Genomic DNA, 16,686 nt, shown 5'->3' with positions numbered 1-16,686 from the left:
GAGTGCTGTTAACGACGACCTTCAGCGATAGCGGTAACGGCTTGTAACTCAGCGGCTTCCTGCTCTTGCTGTTCCTGACGATCACGGACATCCAGAATCTGGTTGGTGATCAGGCCTTCTTCGATTTCGCGCAGGGCGATAACGGTGGCTTTATCGTTCTCTTCCGGAACCAGCGGATCTTTGCCGCCTACCTGCATCTGACGTGCACGACGTGCAGCGACCAACACCAGGTCAAAACGGTTACCAACTTTCTCTACTGCGTCCTGAACGGTTACGCGTGCCATAGGTGTGCTACTCCACAGATGATGAAGAAATGACTGGGCATAATACTGAAAGTGACTTCAGACTGCCAATAGTTTGCTGATTAAAGCATCATGTCGCGCTTTCTGGCGACCCATACGCAGACGTTCTGCGCGAATAATGGTTTTCAGATCTGACAGCGCCAGATCGAAATCATCATTAACAATCAAATAATCGTATTCGGCATAGTGGCTCATTTCTGCCACTGCCTGCGCCATGCGGCGGGCAATCACCTCTTCGCTGTCCTGACCGCGGCCGCGCAGACGGCGATCCAGCTCTTCGGTGGACGGCGGCAGAACAAAGATGCTGCGGGCGGCCGGCATTCTCTGGCGAATCTGCTGTGCGCCCTGCCAGTCAATGTCGAGAAACACGTCAACGCCGGTCGCCAGCACCTGCTCAATCGCCGCGCGTGAGGTGCCGTAATAATTGCCAAACACTTCCGCATGCTCAAGGAAAGCATCCTCGGCGATCATGCGTTCGAATTCAGGCTTTGAGACGAAAAAGTAGTGTTCACCATGCGCTTCGCCGGGGCGCACGCCGCGGGTGGTATGAGAAACAGACACCTGCGTATCGTACAGCGGTTGTGTCTTTAACAGCGCCTGAATCAGGCTGGATTTACCTGCGCCGCTGGGGGCGGAAACAATATAGAGCGTGCCTTGAGCCATGGTTATCTTGAATTGAGTAAAGAGCGGAGTCGATTTCCTGCACAGTATACACGGCTTAAGCGCAGCACGCAGCGTTTGCCGCCCGCACGCGGCAATTCTTTTTCTGTGCGCGCCCTCCAGCAGCAGCGCAACTTTCTGCAATTCGCACAAAAACCCGTCAGCCTCGCTCCACAATCGGCTTTTTAACGCTGGTGTCACTCACCGCGGCACGCTGCAATCAGCAAAAAAGGAGGCGACGATGAAAGGATGGAGATGGCTGGGTGCGATGTTGCTGGTGGGATGTGCGAATGGGATGGCGGTTTGTCCCAACTGGTCACCGGTGCGCGCTGAACAGGAGATGGGCGTGCTGCACAACCAGCTGCGCCACTGGGATGATGCCTACTACCGTCAGGGGCAAAGCCCGGTAAGCGATGCCGACTACGACAGCCTGCAGCAGCGCTTACAGCAGTGGCAGCGCTGCTTCTCGCCAGCATTGCCCGGCTATGCTGTACAGCTCAGCACTGACGGCAGCACGCTGCACCCGGTGGCGCATACCGGCGTGCGCAAGCTGCGTGACAAGCTGGCGGTGGCCTACTGGATGCAGGATAAACCGGCGCTGTGGGTGCAGCCGAAAGTCGATGGCGTGGCGGTGACGCTGGTGTATCGCCACGGCGAACTGGCTGGCCTGATCAGCCGGGGCGACGGACTGCGCGGTGAACAGTGGCTGGCGAAAGCGCCGTACATTGCGGCGATCCCGCAGCATATCGCGACCGACCGTGCGGAAGTGGTGTTACAGGGCGAACTGTTTCTGACGATGACCGATCACCAGCAGGCGCGCGACGGCGGTCAGAATGCGCGCGCCCAGGTGGCGGGCGCTATGATGCGGCGCGAAGCCAGTCCGCTGCTGTCGCGCATTGGCGTGTTTATCTGGGCATGGCCGGATGGGCCGCCGATGATGCAGGCGCGGCTGGCGCAGCTTACGCAGTGGGGCTTTGCCCTGACGCAGCAGTGGAGTCGCCAGGTCAGCAATGAGGAGGAGGTCGCGGCCTGGCGTGAGCGCTGGTATCGCCAGCCGCTGCCTTTTGTCACCGATGGTGTGGTGATTCATCAGTCACCGCAGCGCGTCGGGCGCGACTGGCAGCCCGGGCAGGGCAGCTGGTCGGCCGCGTGGAAATATCAGCCTGCCGAAGTCAGCAGCGAGGTGCTGTCGGTGGATTTCAACGTCGGACGCACCGGCAAAATTGCCGTGGTGCTGAACCTGCAGCCGGTGCAGCTGGAGGATAAAACCGTCCGGCGGGTTAACCTGGGCTCGCTGCGTCGCTGGAAGCAGTGGGATGTGATCGCCGGCGATCAGGTCACGCTGTCGCTGGCCGGGCTGGGTATTCCGCGGCTGGAACGGGTGATCTGGCGCGTGGCGCAGCGCGACTATCCGCTGCCGCCACAGGACGACGCATTCAATCCGCTGAGCTGCCTGCACTTCAGCCCAGGGTGTCGCGCGCAGTTTCTGTCGCGCCTCAGCTGGCTGAGTCATAAGTCGGTGCTGGATATTGCTGGCATGCAGCGCAGTAGCTGGCAGCGCCTGCTGGACGGTGGCAGCATCAGCCACCTGTTCTCCTGGCTGACGCTCACGCCAGAAGAGATTGCGCAGGCGCAGGGCATCTCCACCGTACGCGCCCGGCAGATCTGGCATCGCTTTAACCTGACGCGCCAGCAGCCGCTGCGCCGCTGGATCAGCGCGCTGGGCTTAACGCTGCCGCGCACGGCGCTACAGGCATTGCCCGATACGCAGTGGTCGCAGTTGCTGGCGCGTTCAGCCGACAGCTGGCAGCAGCTGCCGGGTATCGGCAGCGTACTGGCACAGCGGCTGGTGACGATGCTGCAGGATGCGCGCCTGCAGTCGCTGATTCACTTTCTGCAGCAGCAGAATATCCCGGCGCAGCCGTCAGTGCTCGGGGTGGGGGTAGTTGAAAATCGGCAGACCGAGGCGGAAGCGCAGCGCCAGCAGGCGGGCGAAGAAGCCGAACAGTAGCGTGATGATCACCACCACTTCATGTGCCAGCGGCGTTTTCAGCAGCAGGATATACATCCAGCCGGAAGCAAAAGCGATACCGGCGTACAGCTCTTTCTGGAATACCAGCGGAATGCGGTTGCAGAACATATCGCGCAGCACGCCGCCAAAAACGCCGGTGATGACTGCGGCGATGGCGGCGATGATCGCCGCATGGCCGGAATCCAGCGCAACCTGTGCGCCGATAATCGAGAACACCACCAGACCCAGCGCATCCAGCACCAGAAACACTTTACGCAGATGATTCATCAGCGGCGCGACAAAGGTGGTGACCACGGCCGCCGCCGCGACGATCATGATGTATTCCGGGTGTTTCACCCAGCCGAGCGGATAGTGGCCCAGCAGAATATCGCGCACCGAGCCGCCGCCAATCGCCGTGACTGACGCAATAATAATGACGCCGAACAGGTCCATTTTGCGTCGGCCTGCCGCCAGCGCACCGGTCATTGCTTCGGCGGTAATACCAATGATGTACAGGACGGTTAATAACATAGAGCACTCCAGTAAACTGGCGGCAAGGCTAAAGATTTCCCAGAGTGTAGACCACTGAGATTTTCTAAAAAAAGGTTTTCGGATTAGCCATCCTGATGGCAAGGCTGCTGATGGGCTTGTTACAGAGGAAACGCGGTTGTCAGCCGTTGTTTTCGCATCAATAAAAATGATGCGAGACGGCGGATCGGCCCTGATTTAAGTTTCGCCGATGATGTGTCGTACCTGATTAATGCCTGCTCATTCAGGCTCATCATTTACGGGCGCGACGTGCAGCAACTCTGGACAGGCATGAAAAAACACAGCGAAGACATCCTCTATTACTCCTCCGACAAGCTGGCGGCACTCGGGCTGGAAAGCCTGCTGACGGCATTACCGGTAGGCTGCCGGGTGCATGAGCTCTGGTCGCTCAGTACCGTCATCTCGCAGTGTGAAAAGCTGCGACCCCGCTTGCTGGTGTTTATCTTTCACGAGAATATGCCGCTGAGTGGCACCTTCAAAGTGCTGTATGCGCTGCAGCAGCAGTTTCCGGCTATGCAGGTGCTGGTACTGACGCGACGCCTGTTGCCGATGATGCACGCTCTCAGTCGTTATCTGCCCGGACTCAGCGTCCTCGATTTAAAGTCCTCACACACCGCGCTGTGTCGTTGCCTGCTGGCCTGTATCGCTGGCGGGATACCGCAGTTGCAGGAGGGGGCTGACATTCTGCTACCGGACCGGCAGCTGCGGGTGCTGCTGATGATGGCGTGGGGCTACAACACGGAGCAGATTGGTAACCGGCTCGGTATCAGCCATAAAACGGTGAATGCACACAAGCTGAATGCGCTAACCCGCCTGCAGGTGAAAAGCAAAAACGACATGGCCGATCTGTTTATGGTGATTGATGAGCTGCGCATGCTGGTGGGATGGCTGCGCCTGCACCGCAATGGCAAGCTGAGCGAGCTGGCTTATCATTCGCTGGAAGAGTTACTGGAAGCATAAAAAGAAAAAAGCGTGCTGGTAACCAGCACGCGAACGCATCTTGCAGATGCCCAGAGCCCACCATACAGACTTGTTGTTATTATCCGTTTCTTGCTCGCACTGCGGCGAAAGCTTTCAGGCTAAAACGGTACTCCGGCTGGAACCAGGGACGTCCGTAGTAGCAGTAGATCAGCATTCTGATGGAAACCATCGCCAGGTAACCCCAGATGGCGCACAGCACTGACGGCGTCAGCCACACGGTAAACAGCGTGACCGCCAGCCCTGCCAGCACGGAAGACGTTTCCGTAAAGGCAATGCGCGTAAATTGTTTTTCCCGTTGCAGGATGGCGCGATAGTGCTGCCCCTGCGGAATAATAATAAAGATAACGGAAATCATCTCCAGCATAATTGCCAGTTCCGGCTGTCCCATTATTCGGCTGTAAATATCACTGCCGATAAACAGCGCGGCAAAAATGAATAAACCGCTTAATACATTACCCCAGTAAAGCGTCGAGAGTTCGCTGTTATTTAAACTTTGATAGCGAATAAGTGCGTTACCGAAGCCGCGATCGGCTAGTGTATCAATCACTAATAAGATCACTACGGCAATCGCGAGCAAATTGAGCTCATTTGCCTGCAGGATTTGCGCCAGCAGTGAAAGCTGTAATACCCCAATGCCAACGATTTTTATGGATGACAACACTGACCATTTGGCGCTGGCCAGATTTCTTTCGCGTATCGCCATACTCTGCTCATTATGGTACATGTACCAGTGCAATTAAGGGTTCACCCGGGCGGCGGCCCAGAGTACAGATCACATCAATGCAGCGCTTGCTGTCGCAGTCCTGAGATACCTTTCAGTGCCGGCCATGTCGCGATGCTGTTAATTAAGTGATGCTCTGATAATAAAATGATGCCCCTGGCGCGTAATTGTTGTGGCGTCTGCGCGGTATCTCCTCCGGTCAGGAGGAAATCCGCGAGATCGTTATAAAATCCTTTTGCATTATTATATTTCCCGGCCAGTATCCGTCTGGCAATCTCAACAAATTCTTTTTCAGATAACAAAGGATAGGTTGAGCGATCCATGTTATGTCCCTGCTGTTTTTATTATTAAGTACTGCTGTGTGTGAAGGAGTTATACCGTGTTTTATTTAAATTAACACCATAAGAAAATTCCTATAAATCGACTGCAGGAATAAATGGTTTCAGAATATGGATGTGAATATATAAGTTCTGGTCTTTACAATTTATTAGTCCTTTTCCACCTTTTATGGCGCTGCAAAGTTGAACAAGTCAGCGCACAGGAAAAAACAGAGTTAAATCAGAAGCACTCAGCTCTCGCCAGTCCGGCACGTCCAGGAATTTTCCCGGTTACGACGCTTTAGCCAGACTGGTGAATGGTGCGAAAATGCGCTTTGCGCGCGGTGAAACAGTTAAACACCGCTGCGCGAAAAAAATGCCGCTTTTTAGCGATTGCGTCCAGCGGAGGATAAAGGGTGGCTGGTGGTATAATGCATTGATTCTAATGGGTTAACAGATGCAGGAGGCGCTCAAGATCGCGTTTTACCCAGGCAACATCCCCGGCGAACTTCTCGTCAGACATCAGCGGCTGGCGATAAACCACCATGACGACTTCGGCACCCTGCTCGTTGGCAATGACCCGCATCGGCATATAAATCTCTTTACCGCTGCCGGTGTCAATCCAGTGATCCATCACGCCAAACGGGTTATAGGGAGTGAAACGAATCTTCACTGTGCCTTCCGGGCCTTTCGCTTTCCAGTACTGGCCTTCCTGCGTCAGCGTGCTGTTGCTCAGGCCGCTGGCCCACTTCGCAAAACATTCGGGTTTCCAGATGGTTTCGTACAGATCTAACCAGTTACGGGGAATGGTGAGCGTCACTGTCTGAGATGGCAGCATGGAGCCTCCGCGGGGCAGGTAAACGACAAATTAAACCTGAAACATCGCCTGTCACCTTAACTGAAGGGCACCGGACTGCAAACGGCCCGGTGACGGAAGTGTGCTGCAACAGCGTTTTCTGTCAGATAAAACGGCCACGGCCCTGAATGTCATGCAGTCCGGAGCTGCCGTCGGCCTGACGCAGCACGAAGCGATCGGATTGCGCCACCACCGCGCAGCTGTGATTAGGGAAGATGCGCAGCAGGGCACCAACCGCAGGCGCATGTTCGCCATAGGTTAAAAAGCCGTGCTCTTCCGACAACTTCTGCACTTCATACTGATGGCCATGCTCGTCCACCGCGATGCCGAAACCGCTGGCATTGGTGCCGTGCGGGCCTTTGTCCGAGCTCAGCATTTTGGAGCCGGCATCAATGATGGCGTAATAAGGATTAACGGCCACCACGCGCGTCACGACCGTTAACGCCAGCGCATCCGCCTCACACAAGCCCAGACGCCAGGCAGTGAGATCCAGCAGGGCATAATTGCCGGGACGAATTTCATCGCTGCCGGCGGCTACCGGTGCCGCCAGCGCCGTGGGCGTGGAGCCAACCGAGATGGGACAAGGGGCAAAACCGGCATCCAGCAGTCGCCGTTGCAGGTCACGCATCAGCGCGATCTCCTGCTGCGCCACCTCAGCTATCGCCGTGGCATGACCCGCAGCGTACGCATGACCCGCATGCGAGATCAGCCCGGCGAAGGGCAATCCGCTGGCGACAATCTGCTGCGCCAGCGTCAGCGCGCTATCGCTATGCGGATCGACGCCAACGCGATGCAGACCCACATCCACTTTAATGGCGATCGCCAGCGCGCAGTCCGGCTGCTGCTGATGGGCGGCGGCGATGGCGCTTACGCCCACCGCGCAATCTGCGATGCAGGTAATGCGTGCCTGATGCTGTGCCGCCAGCTGCAACAGTTCGGTCAGCGCGGCGGCGTGCACCACGGGATAGGCCAGCAGCACATCGCATGCCCCGCCGTGCACAAAAGCCACGCCTTCGCTCGGTTTCGACACGGTAATGCCGCGCGCACCCAGCTGGCGCTGCTGTTCAGCGATCCAGACGCTTTTATGGGTTTTAATATGGGGACGCAGCGCGACGCCGGCGGCATCGGCTTTCTGTTGCATAAGTTGCAGGTTACGCTGCAGGCGCGCAGCATCAACTTCCAGGTAGGGCGTAAGCCGGTCGGCGTGCAGCGGTCGCAGCCAGCCTGCTGTCTCAGAGTGTTCCATTATAATAGTCCGCAGGTTATGTCTTGGTGCGGACTATCATTCACGAGCGCCGGTTAGACGTAAAGTGAAGCTTCGCCTGGCGGACGGGTTTTAAAGCGGCGATGCAGCCACAGATATTGCTCAGGCGCGCGCAGAATTTCTTTCTCAATCACCCGATTCATGTACGCCGCGGCGGCCGCTTCATCATCATGCGGGTAGTTTTCCAGCTGCGGCTGAATGATTAGCTGATAGCCGTCTTTGCGCGCATTACGAATCAGCACGATGGTCAGCATCGCCGGTTTGGCCAGCCGCGACAGCACAAAGGTGCCATTGGTGGTGGCCGCTTTCTCGACCGCGAACAGTGGAGCAAACACGCTGCCTTTCGGGCCGTAGTCCTGATCCGGCGCGAACCAGACGGCTTCGCCCTGTTTCAGCGCCTGAACCATGCCGCGCAGATCGCGTCGATCAATCATTGCTTTATTGGATCGCATGCGCCCTTTGGTTTGCGCCCACTCCATCGCCTGATTATTGTGCGGGCGATACATGGCCATCATCGGCTGGCACAGTCCGGTGATACGGCCACCCAGCTCCAGCGACATAAAGTGCACGCCAATCACCATCACGCCGCGCTGCTGGCTCTGCGCATGCTGAAGATTGGCGATGCCGTGCACCTGAAAAAGTTGACGCACGCGCGCATCGGACCAGAACCAGGCGATGCCGGTTTCCGCCAGCGCCATGCCCAGCGACTCAAAATTGCCGGCAATCATCATCTCTTTCTCGTCTTCATTAATGTGCGGGAAGCAGAGTTCGATGTTACGCCGCGTGATGCGTTCGCGCCGCTTCAGGAAGTGGCGTGATAACCGGCCCGCCGTCGCACCCAGCCGGATTAATAAAGGATAGGGGAGCTGCACCAGCAGCCAGAGCACTGCCAGCCCGAACCAGGTAAACCAGTAGCGGGGATGCAAAAGTTTGGAACAGAACTGCCCGGTTTTCTTCATAGCGCCTTCATGTCAGGAGTGAATGTAACGCGCGAAGAAGTCGGTCCATGGTTCCCGGTGCGGTACAACTGTAGTTATTACGACCGGCACTTTAGCAAATAGTGCCGTATAAGATATGTAAACTCTGCAATCTCCAGGATTCAGATGATTGATGGAGCGTGCACTAACTGGCGTGAGAATGAAATCGGATTGGGTTTAAACTGCTTAAAAACAATAGGTTGGTGGATCGGCTAGCCAGATTTATATGTCATTTTCGGTCAGTAACAGACACAGTTGTTCATCATTCAGGCAATAATCCTTACATTGCGAAAATTAAATATTGGTCTACTGCATCGGCTGGCAGCTTCTGTAAGCCAGATTCAGACACAGTAATGTCCATTTAACGCTAAAAAAGCCATGATCAGACACTATTGTGTCTATATGGAAGCGTCATAGATCAACCAGACTTACCCTATGGCTACGGTGTGCAGCAAAATCTCGCCGCATACCTGCGGCAGGCCGTAAAACCGTGCGATCCAGCCACCAGGCGCTATACAAACCGGCGTAATGGCTGCTGTTAGCAAGGAAAGATAAAGCCCTGAGCAGGGCTTTATAGAGAGATAAGCGTTACTCGATGTTCTGAATCTGCTCGCGCATCTGCTCGATCAGAACCTTGAGCTCAATCGCTGAGGCGGTGATGTCCGCATTGATCGATTTCGATGCCAGCGTGTTCGACTCGCGGTTGAACTCCTGCATCATAAAGTCGAGGCGGCGGCCGACGGCTTCTTTCTTCTTCAGAATGTTGTAAGTCTCTTTCACGTGAGCATCGAGGCGATCCAGCTCTTCGGCTACATCAATACGCTGGGCCATCATCACCAGTTCCTGCTCAAGGCGATTGTTCTCCAGCTGAACCTCAGCTTCTTCCAGCTTGCTCACCAGACGCTCACGCTGCCATTTCAGCACTTCCGGCATCTGCGCGCGCACTTTGCTGACCTGCTCAGTCACGCCCTGCAGTCGCTGTTCAATGAGCGCTTTCAGCGCGTTGCCTTCACTTTCACGCGCAATGATGAAATCGTCCAGCGCGCCATCCAGCGCCGCCAGCAGTTCCGCGTTGATGGCGTCCAGATCCTGCTCCTGCGCGGTCATCACGCCCGGCCAGCGCAGAATATCCAGCGGGTTAATCGCGCCTTCATCACTCTGCATCTTCACCCAGTTCGCCGCCTGCACCAGCTGTTTAGCCAGCGACTCATTCAGCTGCAACTCACCCTGGGCGCTGGCATCGGCGTCGAAGCGCAGGTTGCACTCGATTTTGCCGCGCGTCAGGCGGTTACGGATGCGTTCGCGGATCACCGGCTCCAGGCTGCGAAACTGCTCCGGCAGGCGGATATAGGTTTCGAGGTAACGCTGGTTGACGGAACGCAGTTCCCAGGCGGCGCTGCCCCAGCTGCCTTTGGCTTCACGGCGTGCGTATGCGGTCATACTGCGGATCATAAGCTTCTACTCATTCAGGAAATGTTCTTCGAATTATAGCGAGGGTGCTCCCGGCATGATAGGCGTAAACGCACAGCAGGGTGCCAGGCCTTTAACAATCGCGTTTATTGTTATTTACCGATGTTTTCAGGCGATAAAAATATCAAGGTTGTGAATGCAGCGATAAATAACGTTTTAATCTGGCGAAAAAATAGCTACTGCGTGAATTGGCCTGCGTTAATTATCGCCAGCTTGTGAACGGGCAGGCTTTTTCCCTTGATTAAAATCATTAAAACACCGGTGCAAAACTGTGAATTATGTCAATTCATTGATTTTAATGGATTTAATAACCGTTAAAACATAATGGATTTGTGAGTGTTGTTTTTGATCATATATAACGAAAATACCGTTGCGCAGGGCAGAATTGATCTCTATCGTTGGCACCACTTGAGGACGACAACCACAAAAATGATGTGGACGGCCATCAGGAAAAATATAAGTAATTAAATTTTCCTATACACAGCAAATTGAATAAGACCGACGCAGAATGCGCTCCTTGTTTTATTCACCTAAATGGAAATCAGCAAATGAACATGAACAAAATCGTTGTGGCTTTAGGTCTGTCTATGTCTCTGGTGGCGGGTTCCGCGCTGGCAGCAGGTGAAGGTAACGGTACTGTGACGTTTAAAGGTGCGATTGTTGATGCGCCATGCTCCATCGAGCCGGGTTCAATCGACCAGACGGTTGAACTGGGTCAGATTTCCAACGTGGCGCTGAAAGATGGTGGCCGTTCTACGCCGCGTCCATTCCAGATCAAACTCGAGAACTGCGATGCCGCAACCAAAAAAGAAGTGACAGTAACCTTCTCTGGTACTGGTTCTCAGGCTGTTCCAGGCAAGCTCGCAATTAGCGGTACCGCATCAGGCGCGGCAATCGGCATTAATTTCGGTGAGAGCGAGATTGAACTGGGTACCGCCACGCCAGCGCAACAACTGATGGACGGCAACAACCAGCTCTCCTTCGCAGCCTTCCTGCAGGGTGGCGGCGCCTCCAGCACCATCGTCCCGGGCGAATTCCAGAGCGTGGCTGACTTCGCACTGAACTATCAGTAATGGTCAGAGACTGGCGGGCTACCTGGTCCGCCACTCTATCTTTTCGCTTAAGGAACTGCGGCGATGAGTCGTTTTATGCCTGCGGCGATAGTTTCGGCATCGGTGCTTTTCATCAATGCCTGCCGCGCCGAACCGTTGATCGACCGCGGCCGCGTTGCGTTACGCGGCACCATTAATCAGGGTGCCTGCGCCATTAAGGTCGATGATGCTGAACAAACCATCGCGATGGGGGTGATGCCGCTGGCGCGCCTGCAGCGTGACGGTAAAGGGCCGGGTTTTCCCTTCTCTATCCAGCTGGTGAATTGTCCGGTGGAGTACAGCGCGTCGGGAGGCGTGGCTCGCACCTTTTCTATCACCTTTGACCATGATGGCCCGCCGGGTCAGCAGCGCTTTGCTGTGTATGGTGATGCCAAAGGGGTAGAGCTGATGATTACGGATACGCAGGGCAACACCATTGCTCCCGGTGAGGCGCAGCCGATCGATCAGCATCTGACGCAGCAGCACGACCTGCGTTATCGGCTCATGCTGGTCAGCAACCAGCAACAACTGCACAGCGGGAGTTACGCCGCCGCGATTCGTTTTCACATTAATTACAACTGATCTTTCACGGTTTACGGACACCGCTTGCCATGAAAAAGGCTTCATTAACTGCGCCAGCCTCATGTGCGCGCAGGCAGCGTATCAGGCTGACGCCGCTCAGCGTGGCGTTAATGTTAGCCCTCGGCTACAGTGCTCCGCTCTTCGCTGCCGGTGCGGTCTCATTCAACACCGATATTCTTGATCTCAACGATCGGCAAAACATCGATCTGTCGCAGTTTGCTCAGGCCGGCTACATCATGCCGGGCGAATACATGATGGAGCTGCGCGTCAACCAGACACAGATTCCGGAAATGCTGGTGCGCTATTACGCACCCGAAAACGCGCCGAATGAAAGTCTGCCCTGCCTGACACCCGAAATGGTGGATAAACTGGCGCTGAAACCGGAAGTGCTGAAAAACGCGTCGTGGCTGCAGGATGGCCAGTGTCTGGCGGTGGATTCCATCTCCGGCATGCAGGTGCGCGGTAATCTGGGTGAATCTCGCCTCAGCATCACCATTCCGCAGGCCTGGCTGGAGTACAGCGCCGCCAACTGGGAACCGCCGTCGCGCTGGGATAACGGCGTCCCGGGCCTGTTAATGGATTACAACCTGTTTGCCTCTACCACGCGTGCGCAACACGGCGCTAACAGCCAGAGTGTGAGCGGCAACGGCACCGGTGGCGTTAACGCCGGTGCCTGGCGCCTGCGTGCAGACTGGCAGATGCAGCAAAATCGCGGCGCTGGCAGCCACCGTCAGGAATTCACCTGGACACGCTTTTACGCCTATCGGCCGCTGCCTGATCTCCAGGCGAAAGCCACGCTGGGCGAGAACTATCTCGATTCCGGCATGTTTGACAGCTTTCGCTATCTTGGCGCAGCGATCACCAGCGATGACAACATGCTGCCGCCCAACCTGCGTGGCTATGCGCCGGAAGTGACCGGTATCGCCAAAACCAACGCCAAAGTCACCATTAGCCAGCAGGGGCGGGTGATTTATGAATCGCAGGTGGCGGCCGGTCCATTTCGTATTCAGGATCTCAATGATGCCGTCTCCGGCCAGCTTGACGTGCGCGTCGAGGAGCAGGACGGCAGCGTACAGACCTTTAGCGTCGATACCGCCACTATCCCGTATCTGACCCGTCCGGGCCGCGTGCGTTACAAATTCGCCAGCGGCAAACCGGGCCGTGAAGAGCACAAAACGCAGGGACCCACGTTTGCCACCGGCGAATTCTCCTGGGGGATCAGTAACGGCTGGTCGATGTACGGCGGCGGGCTGGCCGCAGGCAATTACAAAGCGTTATCGATGGGTCTGGGACGCGATCTGTTATTACTGGGCGCCATCTCGTTTGATGCCACCCAGTCACAGGCTGGCTTGCCGCAGCAGGGCAACAAAAGCGGCGGCTCTTATCGCCTGAGCTATTCCAAACGCTTCGAGGAACTTGATGGTCAGGTGACGTTTGCCGGCTACCGTTTTTCGCAGCGCAACTTTATGAGTCTGCCGCAGTATCTCGACGCGCGTTATCGCAACCAACAGGTTTCTAACAGCAAAGAGCTCTACACCATTACGCTCAATAAGCACTTTCGCAGCCTGAACCTGAGTAGTTACCTCAGCTACAGCCATCAGACCTATTGGGATCGTGCCCCGCTGGATCGCTGGAGCTTTTCCACCTCGCGCTACTTTGATGTCGGTCGGTTTAAGAATCTGAGTTTAAGTCTGTCGCTCAACCGGACGCAATATAACGGCAAAAACGATGACAGCGTTTATCTCAACTTCAGTATGCCGATTGGCGGTGACAGCAGCCTGAGCTATAGCCAGCAAACCAGCGGTAAGCAAACTACCCACTCGGCCAGTTTTTATGACCGGCTGGACAGTAACAACAGCTACAGCCTGAGTGCCGGCCTTAATAGCGATCGCCGTCAGTCGTTCAGCGGGTTTTACAGTCATCAGGGCAGTCTGACCAGCATGACGGCCAGCGCCAGCGCGCAGCAGGGACAGTACCGCAGCGCCAGCCTGTCACTGCAGGGCGGTTTAACGCTCACGCCGCAGGGCGCGGCGCTGCACCGGCTGGGCATGCCCGGCAGCACGCGTCTGATGGTCGATACCGATGGCGTCTCCGGCGTGCCGGTCAACGGTGGCGGCAGTAATACGTACACCAATTTCTTTGGCAAAGCGGTGATTTCGGACGTGAACAGCTATTACCGCAACACCGCCAGTATTGATGTCACCGGACTCGCCGACAACGTGGAAGCGTCGCGCCCGGTAACCCAGATCACCCTGACCGAAGGTGCCATCGGTTACCGGCGTTTCGGTGTGATTAAAGGCATCAAAGCCATGGCCGCCATCCGGCTGGCAGATGGCAGCTGGCCGCCCTTTGGTGCCAGCGTTCAGAGTAACGGACGCGAAGTGGGCATTCTGGATGATGACGGCCTGGTATGGCTGAGCGGCATTGAGCCCGGTGCCAGCATGGATGTGCGCTGGAACGGCGAAACCCAGTGTCAGCTGGCATTACCCGATCCTCTGCCGCAGCAGTTGCTCGACGAAGGACAGAACTTGTTATTACTTTGCACGCGCCGCGCAGCGCCTGCTTCTTCAACGTAAGGAAAGAGTTAATCATGCTGGTAAAAACGCTGAGTGGCGCCTTGCTGCTCTCCACGCTGACGCTATCACTGCAGGCTCACGCGGCGATTGCGCTTGATCGCACCCGAGTCATTTTTAACGGTAACGAAAAAAACGTCTCGCTGAATATCAGTAATGAAAATAAGCAGCTGCCTTATCTGGCACAGGGCTGGATTGAAGACAGCAGCGGTAAAAAAATTACGTCACCGCTGGTGCTGCTGCCGCCGGTGCAGCGCGTTGAACCGGGCGAGCGCAGCGTGGTGAAAGTGCAGTCGCTGCCCGCCATCAAGTCTCTGCCGCAGGATCGTGAGTCGGTGTTCTATTTCAGCATGCGTGAAATCCCGCCGCGCAGCGAGAAGAGCAACGTGCTGCAAATCGCACTGCAGACGCGTATCAAGCTGTTCTATCGCCCGGAAGCGATCGTGGTGAGCAATCCGTCGGTGGTGACGCCATGGCAGGAAAAACTGACGCTGACGCGCCAGGGTGCACGCTACCAGCTTAATAATCCCACGCCTTACTTCATTACGCTGGTGGATGCGCAGCCGGCGAAAGGCCAGTCGCTGAAGAAGAGCTTTGAACCGGTAATGGTTGCGCCAAAAAGCAGTATCGATCTGGGCGTGAACGCAGCAGAACTGGGCAGCGCGCCGCTGTTAACTTACATCAACGACTACGGCGGCCGTCCAACGCTGGCGCTGAAATGTGCCGGTGACAGCTGCAGTGTCGTCAGTAACAAGGTGGAGCAGTAAGCGATGCGTGTGCTGTTGCTGGCGCTGACGCTGACGCTGCTGAGTCTGACTCTGCAGGCGGCAACCAACGGCGTGGTGCATGTGTATGGCGCGCTGCAGGAGAGTCCATGCTGGCTTGACGTTGGTAACAATGATCAGGCGGCTGGCCTCGATACCACGCCGACCGCCGCGCTGCAACAGGTCGGTGAGCAGGTGATGAAGCAGGCGTTAACGCTGCATTTGCAGGACTGCCCGTACAGTATCCGCAATGTCGCCGATCCGCTATGGCTGCAACATGTGCCGTCCATCAGCATCGACTTCTTTGCCCCGCAAAGTCTGGCCGACCCGCAGCTGATTCGCGTCCAAGGCTCTGACGGCGTGGGCCTGCAATTGTTTGATGAGAACCATCAGCCGCTGCCGCCCACCTTCCGCAATCTGCGCGTGCCGCTCAGCGCCGGTAGCAATGTGCTGAGCTGGCTGACGGTAGAGGAACGCACCGCGCTGCCGCTGCAGCCGGGAGCCTGGTCAGCCAGCGGTCAGTTACAGGTGAACTATGACTAAGCATCGACTTGTTCCGTTGATGACGTATTACAGCAGGCTGCTGATCGGTAGCCTGCTGCTGTGCATCTGCTGGCCGCTGCATGCGGTGGAGCTACGCCTGCACGGTACGCTGATCGAGAATCCGCCCTGCACGCTGAATGACAACCAGAGCCTGATGATTGAGTTTGGCGATGCGCTGAGCGTGAAAAAGATCGATGGCGTCAACTACCTGCAGCGTAAGGCGATACCGGTCAAGTGCACCGAGGATCCGGGTGCGGCATTGCAGGTGCGTCTGACCGGTACCGCTTCCGGATTCGACAGCAGTGCACTGCTCAGCAGCGTGAGTGCGCTGGGTATTCGCTTTTATCTGGCCAGCAAGCCGCTGGCGGTCAACAGCACGTTGCCGATTGTTTTCCCCGGTACGCTCGATCTCGGCGCAGTGCCGGTTCAGCAGCCGGGGGTGACGCTGGAGGGTGGGGAGTTCTCCGCCAGCGCGGCGCTGCTGCTGGAATATCAGTAAGGAGAGGCGATGAGAGCGGGCGTAATGCTGGTACTGGGATGGCTGCTGGTGCCACAGGCACAGGCGATAGAGATGCAGCTGCACGGCACGCTGGTGGCGGAACCCTGTTCGCTGGAACCGGATCAGCAACAGCTGGAGCTCAACTTTGGCGACATCGTCGCGAAATCGCTATATCAGAATCCGCGCACGCCGGCGCGTCCGCTGGTGATGCGCCTGAGCGGTTGTGATACCGAACTGGGTAAAGACGTCGAGCTGGTGTTCAACGGCATTGCCGATGCCGAGCAGCCCGATCTGCTGGCGCTGGCCGGTGATGCCGGCGCCAAAGGCGTGGCCATTGGGCTGAGTGATGCGGACGGAAAGCTGGTGCCCATTAACCGCGGCGTGATGCATTTTCCGCTGCAGCAGGGCGACAACCAGCTGCAGTTCAGTGCCTGGCTGCAGGCTTCGGCGAGCGCGATTGCCGAACGCACCATTGAGCCTGGCAATGTATCGGCGATTGCCACTTTTTATCTGAACTATCCCTGAG

The 16,686-nt window shown here is 56.5% G+C and carries 18 protein-coding genes; 9 read left to right on the top strand and 9 right to left on the bottom strand.

Annotation, left to right across the window (positions count from 1 at the left end; all coding sequences use genetic code 11):
- Positions 1-8: 8 nt before the first annotated feature.
- The gene (rpoZ, locus tag CBW22_RS11540) at positions 9-284 is read right to left on the bottom strand and encodes a DNA-directed RNA polymerase subunit omega (protein ID WP_021314198.1); all 276 of its coding nucleotides are present in this window, start codon (positions 282-284) and stop codon (positions 9-11) included.
- 57 nt (positions 285-341) lie between these two features.
- Positions 342-965, bottom strand: a complete 624-nt coding sequence (gene gmk / locus CBW22_RS11535) for a guanylate kinase (protein ID WP_021507104.1) — start codon at positions 963-965, stop codon at positions 342-344.
- 238 nt (positions 966-1,203) lie between these two features.
- Here gmk and ligB point away from each other — a divergent pair, with 238 nt between their 5' ends.
- Positions 1,204-2,973 carry an NAD-dependent DNA ligase LigB gene (ligB, locus tag CBW22_RS11530; RefSeq protein WP_088516692.1) on the top strand — a complete coding sequence of 590 codons (1,770 nt, stop codon included), beginning with the start codon at positions 1,204-1,206 and terminating at the stop codon, positions 2,971-2,973.
- Here ligB and CBW22_RS11525 read toward each other — a convergent pair.
- Positions 2,887-3,504, bottom strand: a complete 618-nt coding sequence (locus CBW22_RS11525; protein ID WP_031279636.1) for a trimeric intracellular cation channel family protein — start codon at positions 3,502-3,504, stop codon at positions 2,887-2,889. The genes ligB and CBW22_RS11525 overlap by 87 nt on opposite strands.
- 288 nt (positions 3,505-3,792) lie before the next feature.
- Between CBW22_RS11525 and CBW22_RS11520 the strand changes: the two genes are divergently transcribed.
- Entirely contained in the window at positions 3,793-4,482 is a 690-nt protein-coding gene (locus tag CBW22_RS11520) for a response regulator transcription factor (RefSeq protein WP_058759435.1), read from the top strand.
- A gap of 79 nt (positions 4,483-4,561) precedes the next feature.
- On the opposite strand, the gene CBW22_RS11515 is transcribed toward CBW22_RS11520, so the two are convergent.
- The 6 genes from CBW22_RS11515 to CBW22_RS11490 form a co-directional block, all read right to left on the bottom strand.
- Complete coding sequence (locus CBW22_RS11515; protein ID WP_088516691.1) at positions 4,562-5,206, bottom strand: oligosaccharide flippase family protein; 645 nt, start codon at positions 5,204-5,206, stop codon at positions 4,562-4,564.
- 74 nt (positions 5,207-5,280) lie between these two features.
- Positions 5,281-5,547: a hypothetical protein gene (locus CBW22_RS11510; protein WP_088516690.1), complete on the bottom strand. Its 267-nt coding sequence runs from the start codon at positions 5,545-5,547 to the stop codon at positions 5,281-5,283.
- 436 nt (positions 5,548-5,983) lie between these two features.
- On the bottom strand, positions 5,984-6,379 hold the full coding sequence (locus CBW22_RS11505) for a polyketide cyclase (protein WP_088516689.1): 396 nt from the start codon (positions 6,377-6,379) through the stop codon (positions 5,984-5,986).
- 121 nt (positions 6,380-6,500) lie between these two features.
- Positions 6,501-7,643, bottom strand: a complete 1,143-nt coding sequence (locus CBW22_RS11500) for an alanine racemase (RefSeq protein ID WP_176428104.1) — start codon at positions 7,641-7,643, stop codon at positions 6,501-6,503.
- Positions 7,644-7,696: 53 nt separating this feature from the next.
- Positions 7,697-8,620: a kdo(2)-lipid IV(A) palmitoleoyltransferase gene (lpxP, locus tag CBW22_RS11495; protein ID WP_021507097.1), complete on the bottom strand. Its 924-nt coding sequence runs from the start codon at positions 8,618-8,620 to the stop codon at positions 7,697-7,699.
- A gap of 606 nt (positions 8,621-9,226) precedes the next feature.
- Positions 9,227-10,090, bottom strand: a complete 864-nt coding sequence (locus CBW22_RS11490; RefSeq protein WP_021507096.1) for a YicC/YloC family endoribonuclease — start codon at positions 10,088-10,090, stop codon at positions 9,227-9,229.
- Between the two features lie 566 nt (positions 10,091-10,656).
- Here CBW22_RS11490 and CBW22_RS11485 point away from each other — a divergent pair.
- The 7 genes from CBW22_RS11485 to CBW22_RS11455 all read left to right on the top strand — a co-directional run bounded on the left by CBW22_RS11485 (position 10,657) and on the right by CBW22_RS11455 (position 16,685).
- Positions 10,657-11,181 carry a fimbrial protein gene (locus CBW22_RS11485; protein ID WP_088516687.1) on the top strand — a complete coding sequence of 175 codons (525 nt, stop codon included), beginning with the start codon at positions 10,657-10,659 and terminating at the stop codon, positions 11,179-11,181.
- Between the two features lie 63 nt (positions 11,182-11,244).
- Entirely contained in the window at positions 11,245-11,781 is a 537-nt protein-coding gene (locus CBW22_RS11480) for a fimbrial protein (RefSeq protein WP_088516686.1), read from the top strand.
- A 29-nt stretch (positions 11,782-11,810) separates the two neighbouring features.
- A complete protein-coding gene (locus CBW22_RS11475) occupies positions 11,811-14,357 on the top strand; it encodes an outer membrane usher protein (protein WP_088516685.1) in 2,547 nt (848 codons plus the stop codon).
- Between the two features lie 14 nt (positions 14,358-14,371).
- The gene (locus CBW22_RS11470) at positions 14,372-15,121 is read left to right on the top strand and encodes a fimbria/pilus periplasmic chaperone (protein WP_088516684.1); all 750 of its coding nucleotides are present in this window, start codon (positions 14,372-14,374) and stop codon (positions 15,119-15,121) included.
- Between the two features lie 3 nt (positions 15,122-15,124).
- A complete protein-coding gene (locus tag CBW22_RS11465) occupies positions 15,125-15,661 on the top strand; it encodes a fimbrial protein (RefSeq protein WP_088516683.1) in 537 nt (178 codons plus the stop codon).
- Complete coding sequence (locus CBW22_RS11460; RefSeq protein WP_088516682.1) at positions 15,654-16,160, top strand: fimbrial protein; 507 nt, start codon at positions 15,654-15,656, stop codon at positions 16,158-16,160. Before CBW22_RS11465 ends, CBW22_RS11460 begins: the two co-directional genes overlap by 8 nt.
- A 9-nt stretch (positions 16,161-16,169) precedes the next feature.
- Positions 16,170-16,685: a fimbrial protein gene (locus tag CBW22_RS11455; protein WP_072208992.1), complete on the top strand. Its 516-nt coding sequence runs from the start codon at positions 16,170-16,172 to the stop codon at positions 16,683-16,685.
- The last annotated feature ends 1 nt before the right edge of the window (position 16,686 follow it).

Source organism: Pantoea sp. VS1, assembly GCF_002207995.1.
GTDB classification, from domain to species: domain Bacteria; phylum Pseudomonadota; class Gammaproteobacteria; order Enterobacterales; family Enterobacteriaceae; genus Pantoea; species Pantoea dispersa.
Note: the sequence above shows the minus strand (reverse complement) of the source record. Positions and strands in the feature narration are given on the sequence as shown.

What these genes read in the sequence shown, in the direction of transcription:
- rpoZ (WP_021314198.1), bottom strand. Translation starts at nt 284, where the DNA reads ATGGCACGCGTAACCGTTCAGGACGCAGTAGAGAAAGTTGGTAACCGT.
- gmk (WP_021507104.1), bottom strand. Translation starts at nt 965, where the DNA reads ATGGCTCAAGGCACGCTCTATATTGTTTCCGCCCCCAGCGGCGCAGGT.
- ligB (WP_088516692.1), top strand. Translation starts at nt 1,204, where the DNA reads ATGAAAGGATGGAGATGGCTGGGTGCGATGTTGCTGGTGGGATGTGCG.
- CBW22_RS11525 (WP_031279636.1), bottom strand. Translation starts at nt 3,504, where the DNA reads ATGTTATTAACCGTCCTGTACATCATTGGTATTACCGCCGAAGCAATG.
- CBW22_RS11520 (WP_058759435.1), top strand. Translation starts at nt 3,793, where the DNA reads ATGAAAAAACACAGCGAAGACATCCTCTATTACTCCTCCGACAAGCTG.
- CBW22_RS11515 (WP_088516691.1), bottom strand. Translation starts at nt 5,206, where the DNA reads ATGGCGATACGCGAAAGAAATCTGGCCAGCGCCAAATGGTCAGTGTTG.
- CBW22_RS11510 (WP_088516690.1), bottom strand. Translation starts at nt 5,547, where the DNA reads ATGGATCGCTCAACCTATCCTTTGTTATCTGAAAAAGAATTTGTTGAG.
- CBW22_RS11505 (WP_088516689.1), bottom strand. Translation starts at nt 6,379, where the DNA reads ATGCTGCCATCTCAGACAGTGACGCTCACCATTCCCCGTAACTGGTTA.
- CBW22_RS11500 (WP_176428104.1), bottom strand. Translation starts at nt 7,643, where the DNA reads ATGGAACACTCTGAGACAGCAGGCTGGCTGCGACCGCTGCACGCCGAC.
- lpxP (WP_021507097.1), bottom strand. Translation starts at nt 8,620, where the DNA reads ATGAAGAAAACCGGGCAGTTCTGTTCCAAACTTTTGCATCCCCGCTAC.
- CBW22_RS11490 (WP_021507096.1), bottom strand. Translation starts at nt 10,090, where the DNA reads ATGATCCGCAGTATGACCGCATACGCACGCCGTGAAGCCAAAGGCAGC.
- CBW22_RS11485 (WP_088516687.1), top strand. Translation starts at nt 10,657, where the DNA reads ATGAACATGAACAAAATCGTTGTGGCTTTAGGTCTGTCTATGTCTCTG.
- CBW22_RS11480 (WP_088516686.1), top strand. Translation starts at nt 11,245, where the DNA reads ATGAGTCGTTTTATGCCTGCGGCGATAGTTTCGGCATCGGTGCTTTTC.
- CBW22_RS11475 (WP_088516685.1), top strand. Translation starts at nt 11,811, where the DNA reads ATGAAAAAGGCTTCATTAACTGCGCCAGCCTCATGTGCGCGCAGGCAG.
- CBW22_RS11470 (WP_088516684.1), top strand. Translation starts at nt 14,372, where the DNA reads ATGCTGGTAAAAACGCTGAGTGGCGCCTTGCTGCTCTCCACGCTGACG.
- CBW22_RS11465 (WP_088516683.1), top strand. Translation starts at nt 15,125, where the DNA reads ATGCGTGTGCTGTTGCTGGCGCTGACGCTGACGCTGCTGAGTCTGACT.
- CBW22_RS11460 (WP_088516682.1), top strand. Translation starts at nt 15,654, where the DNA reads ATGACTAAGCATCGACTTGTTCCGTTGATGACGTATTACAGCAGGCTG.
- CBW22_RS11455 (WP_072208992.1), top strand. Translation starts at nt 16,170, where the DNA reads ATGAGAGCGGGCGTAATGCTGGTACTGGGATGGCTGCTGGTGCCACAG.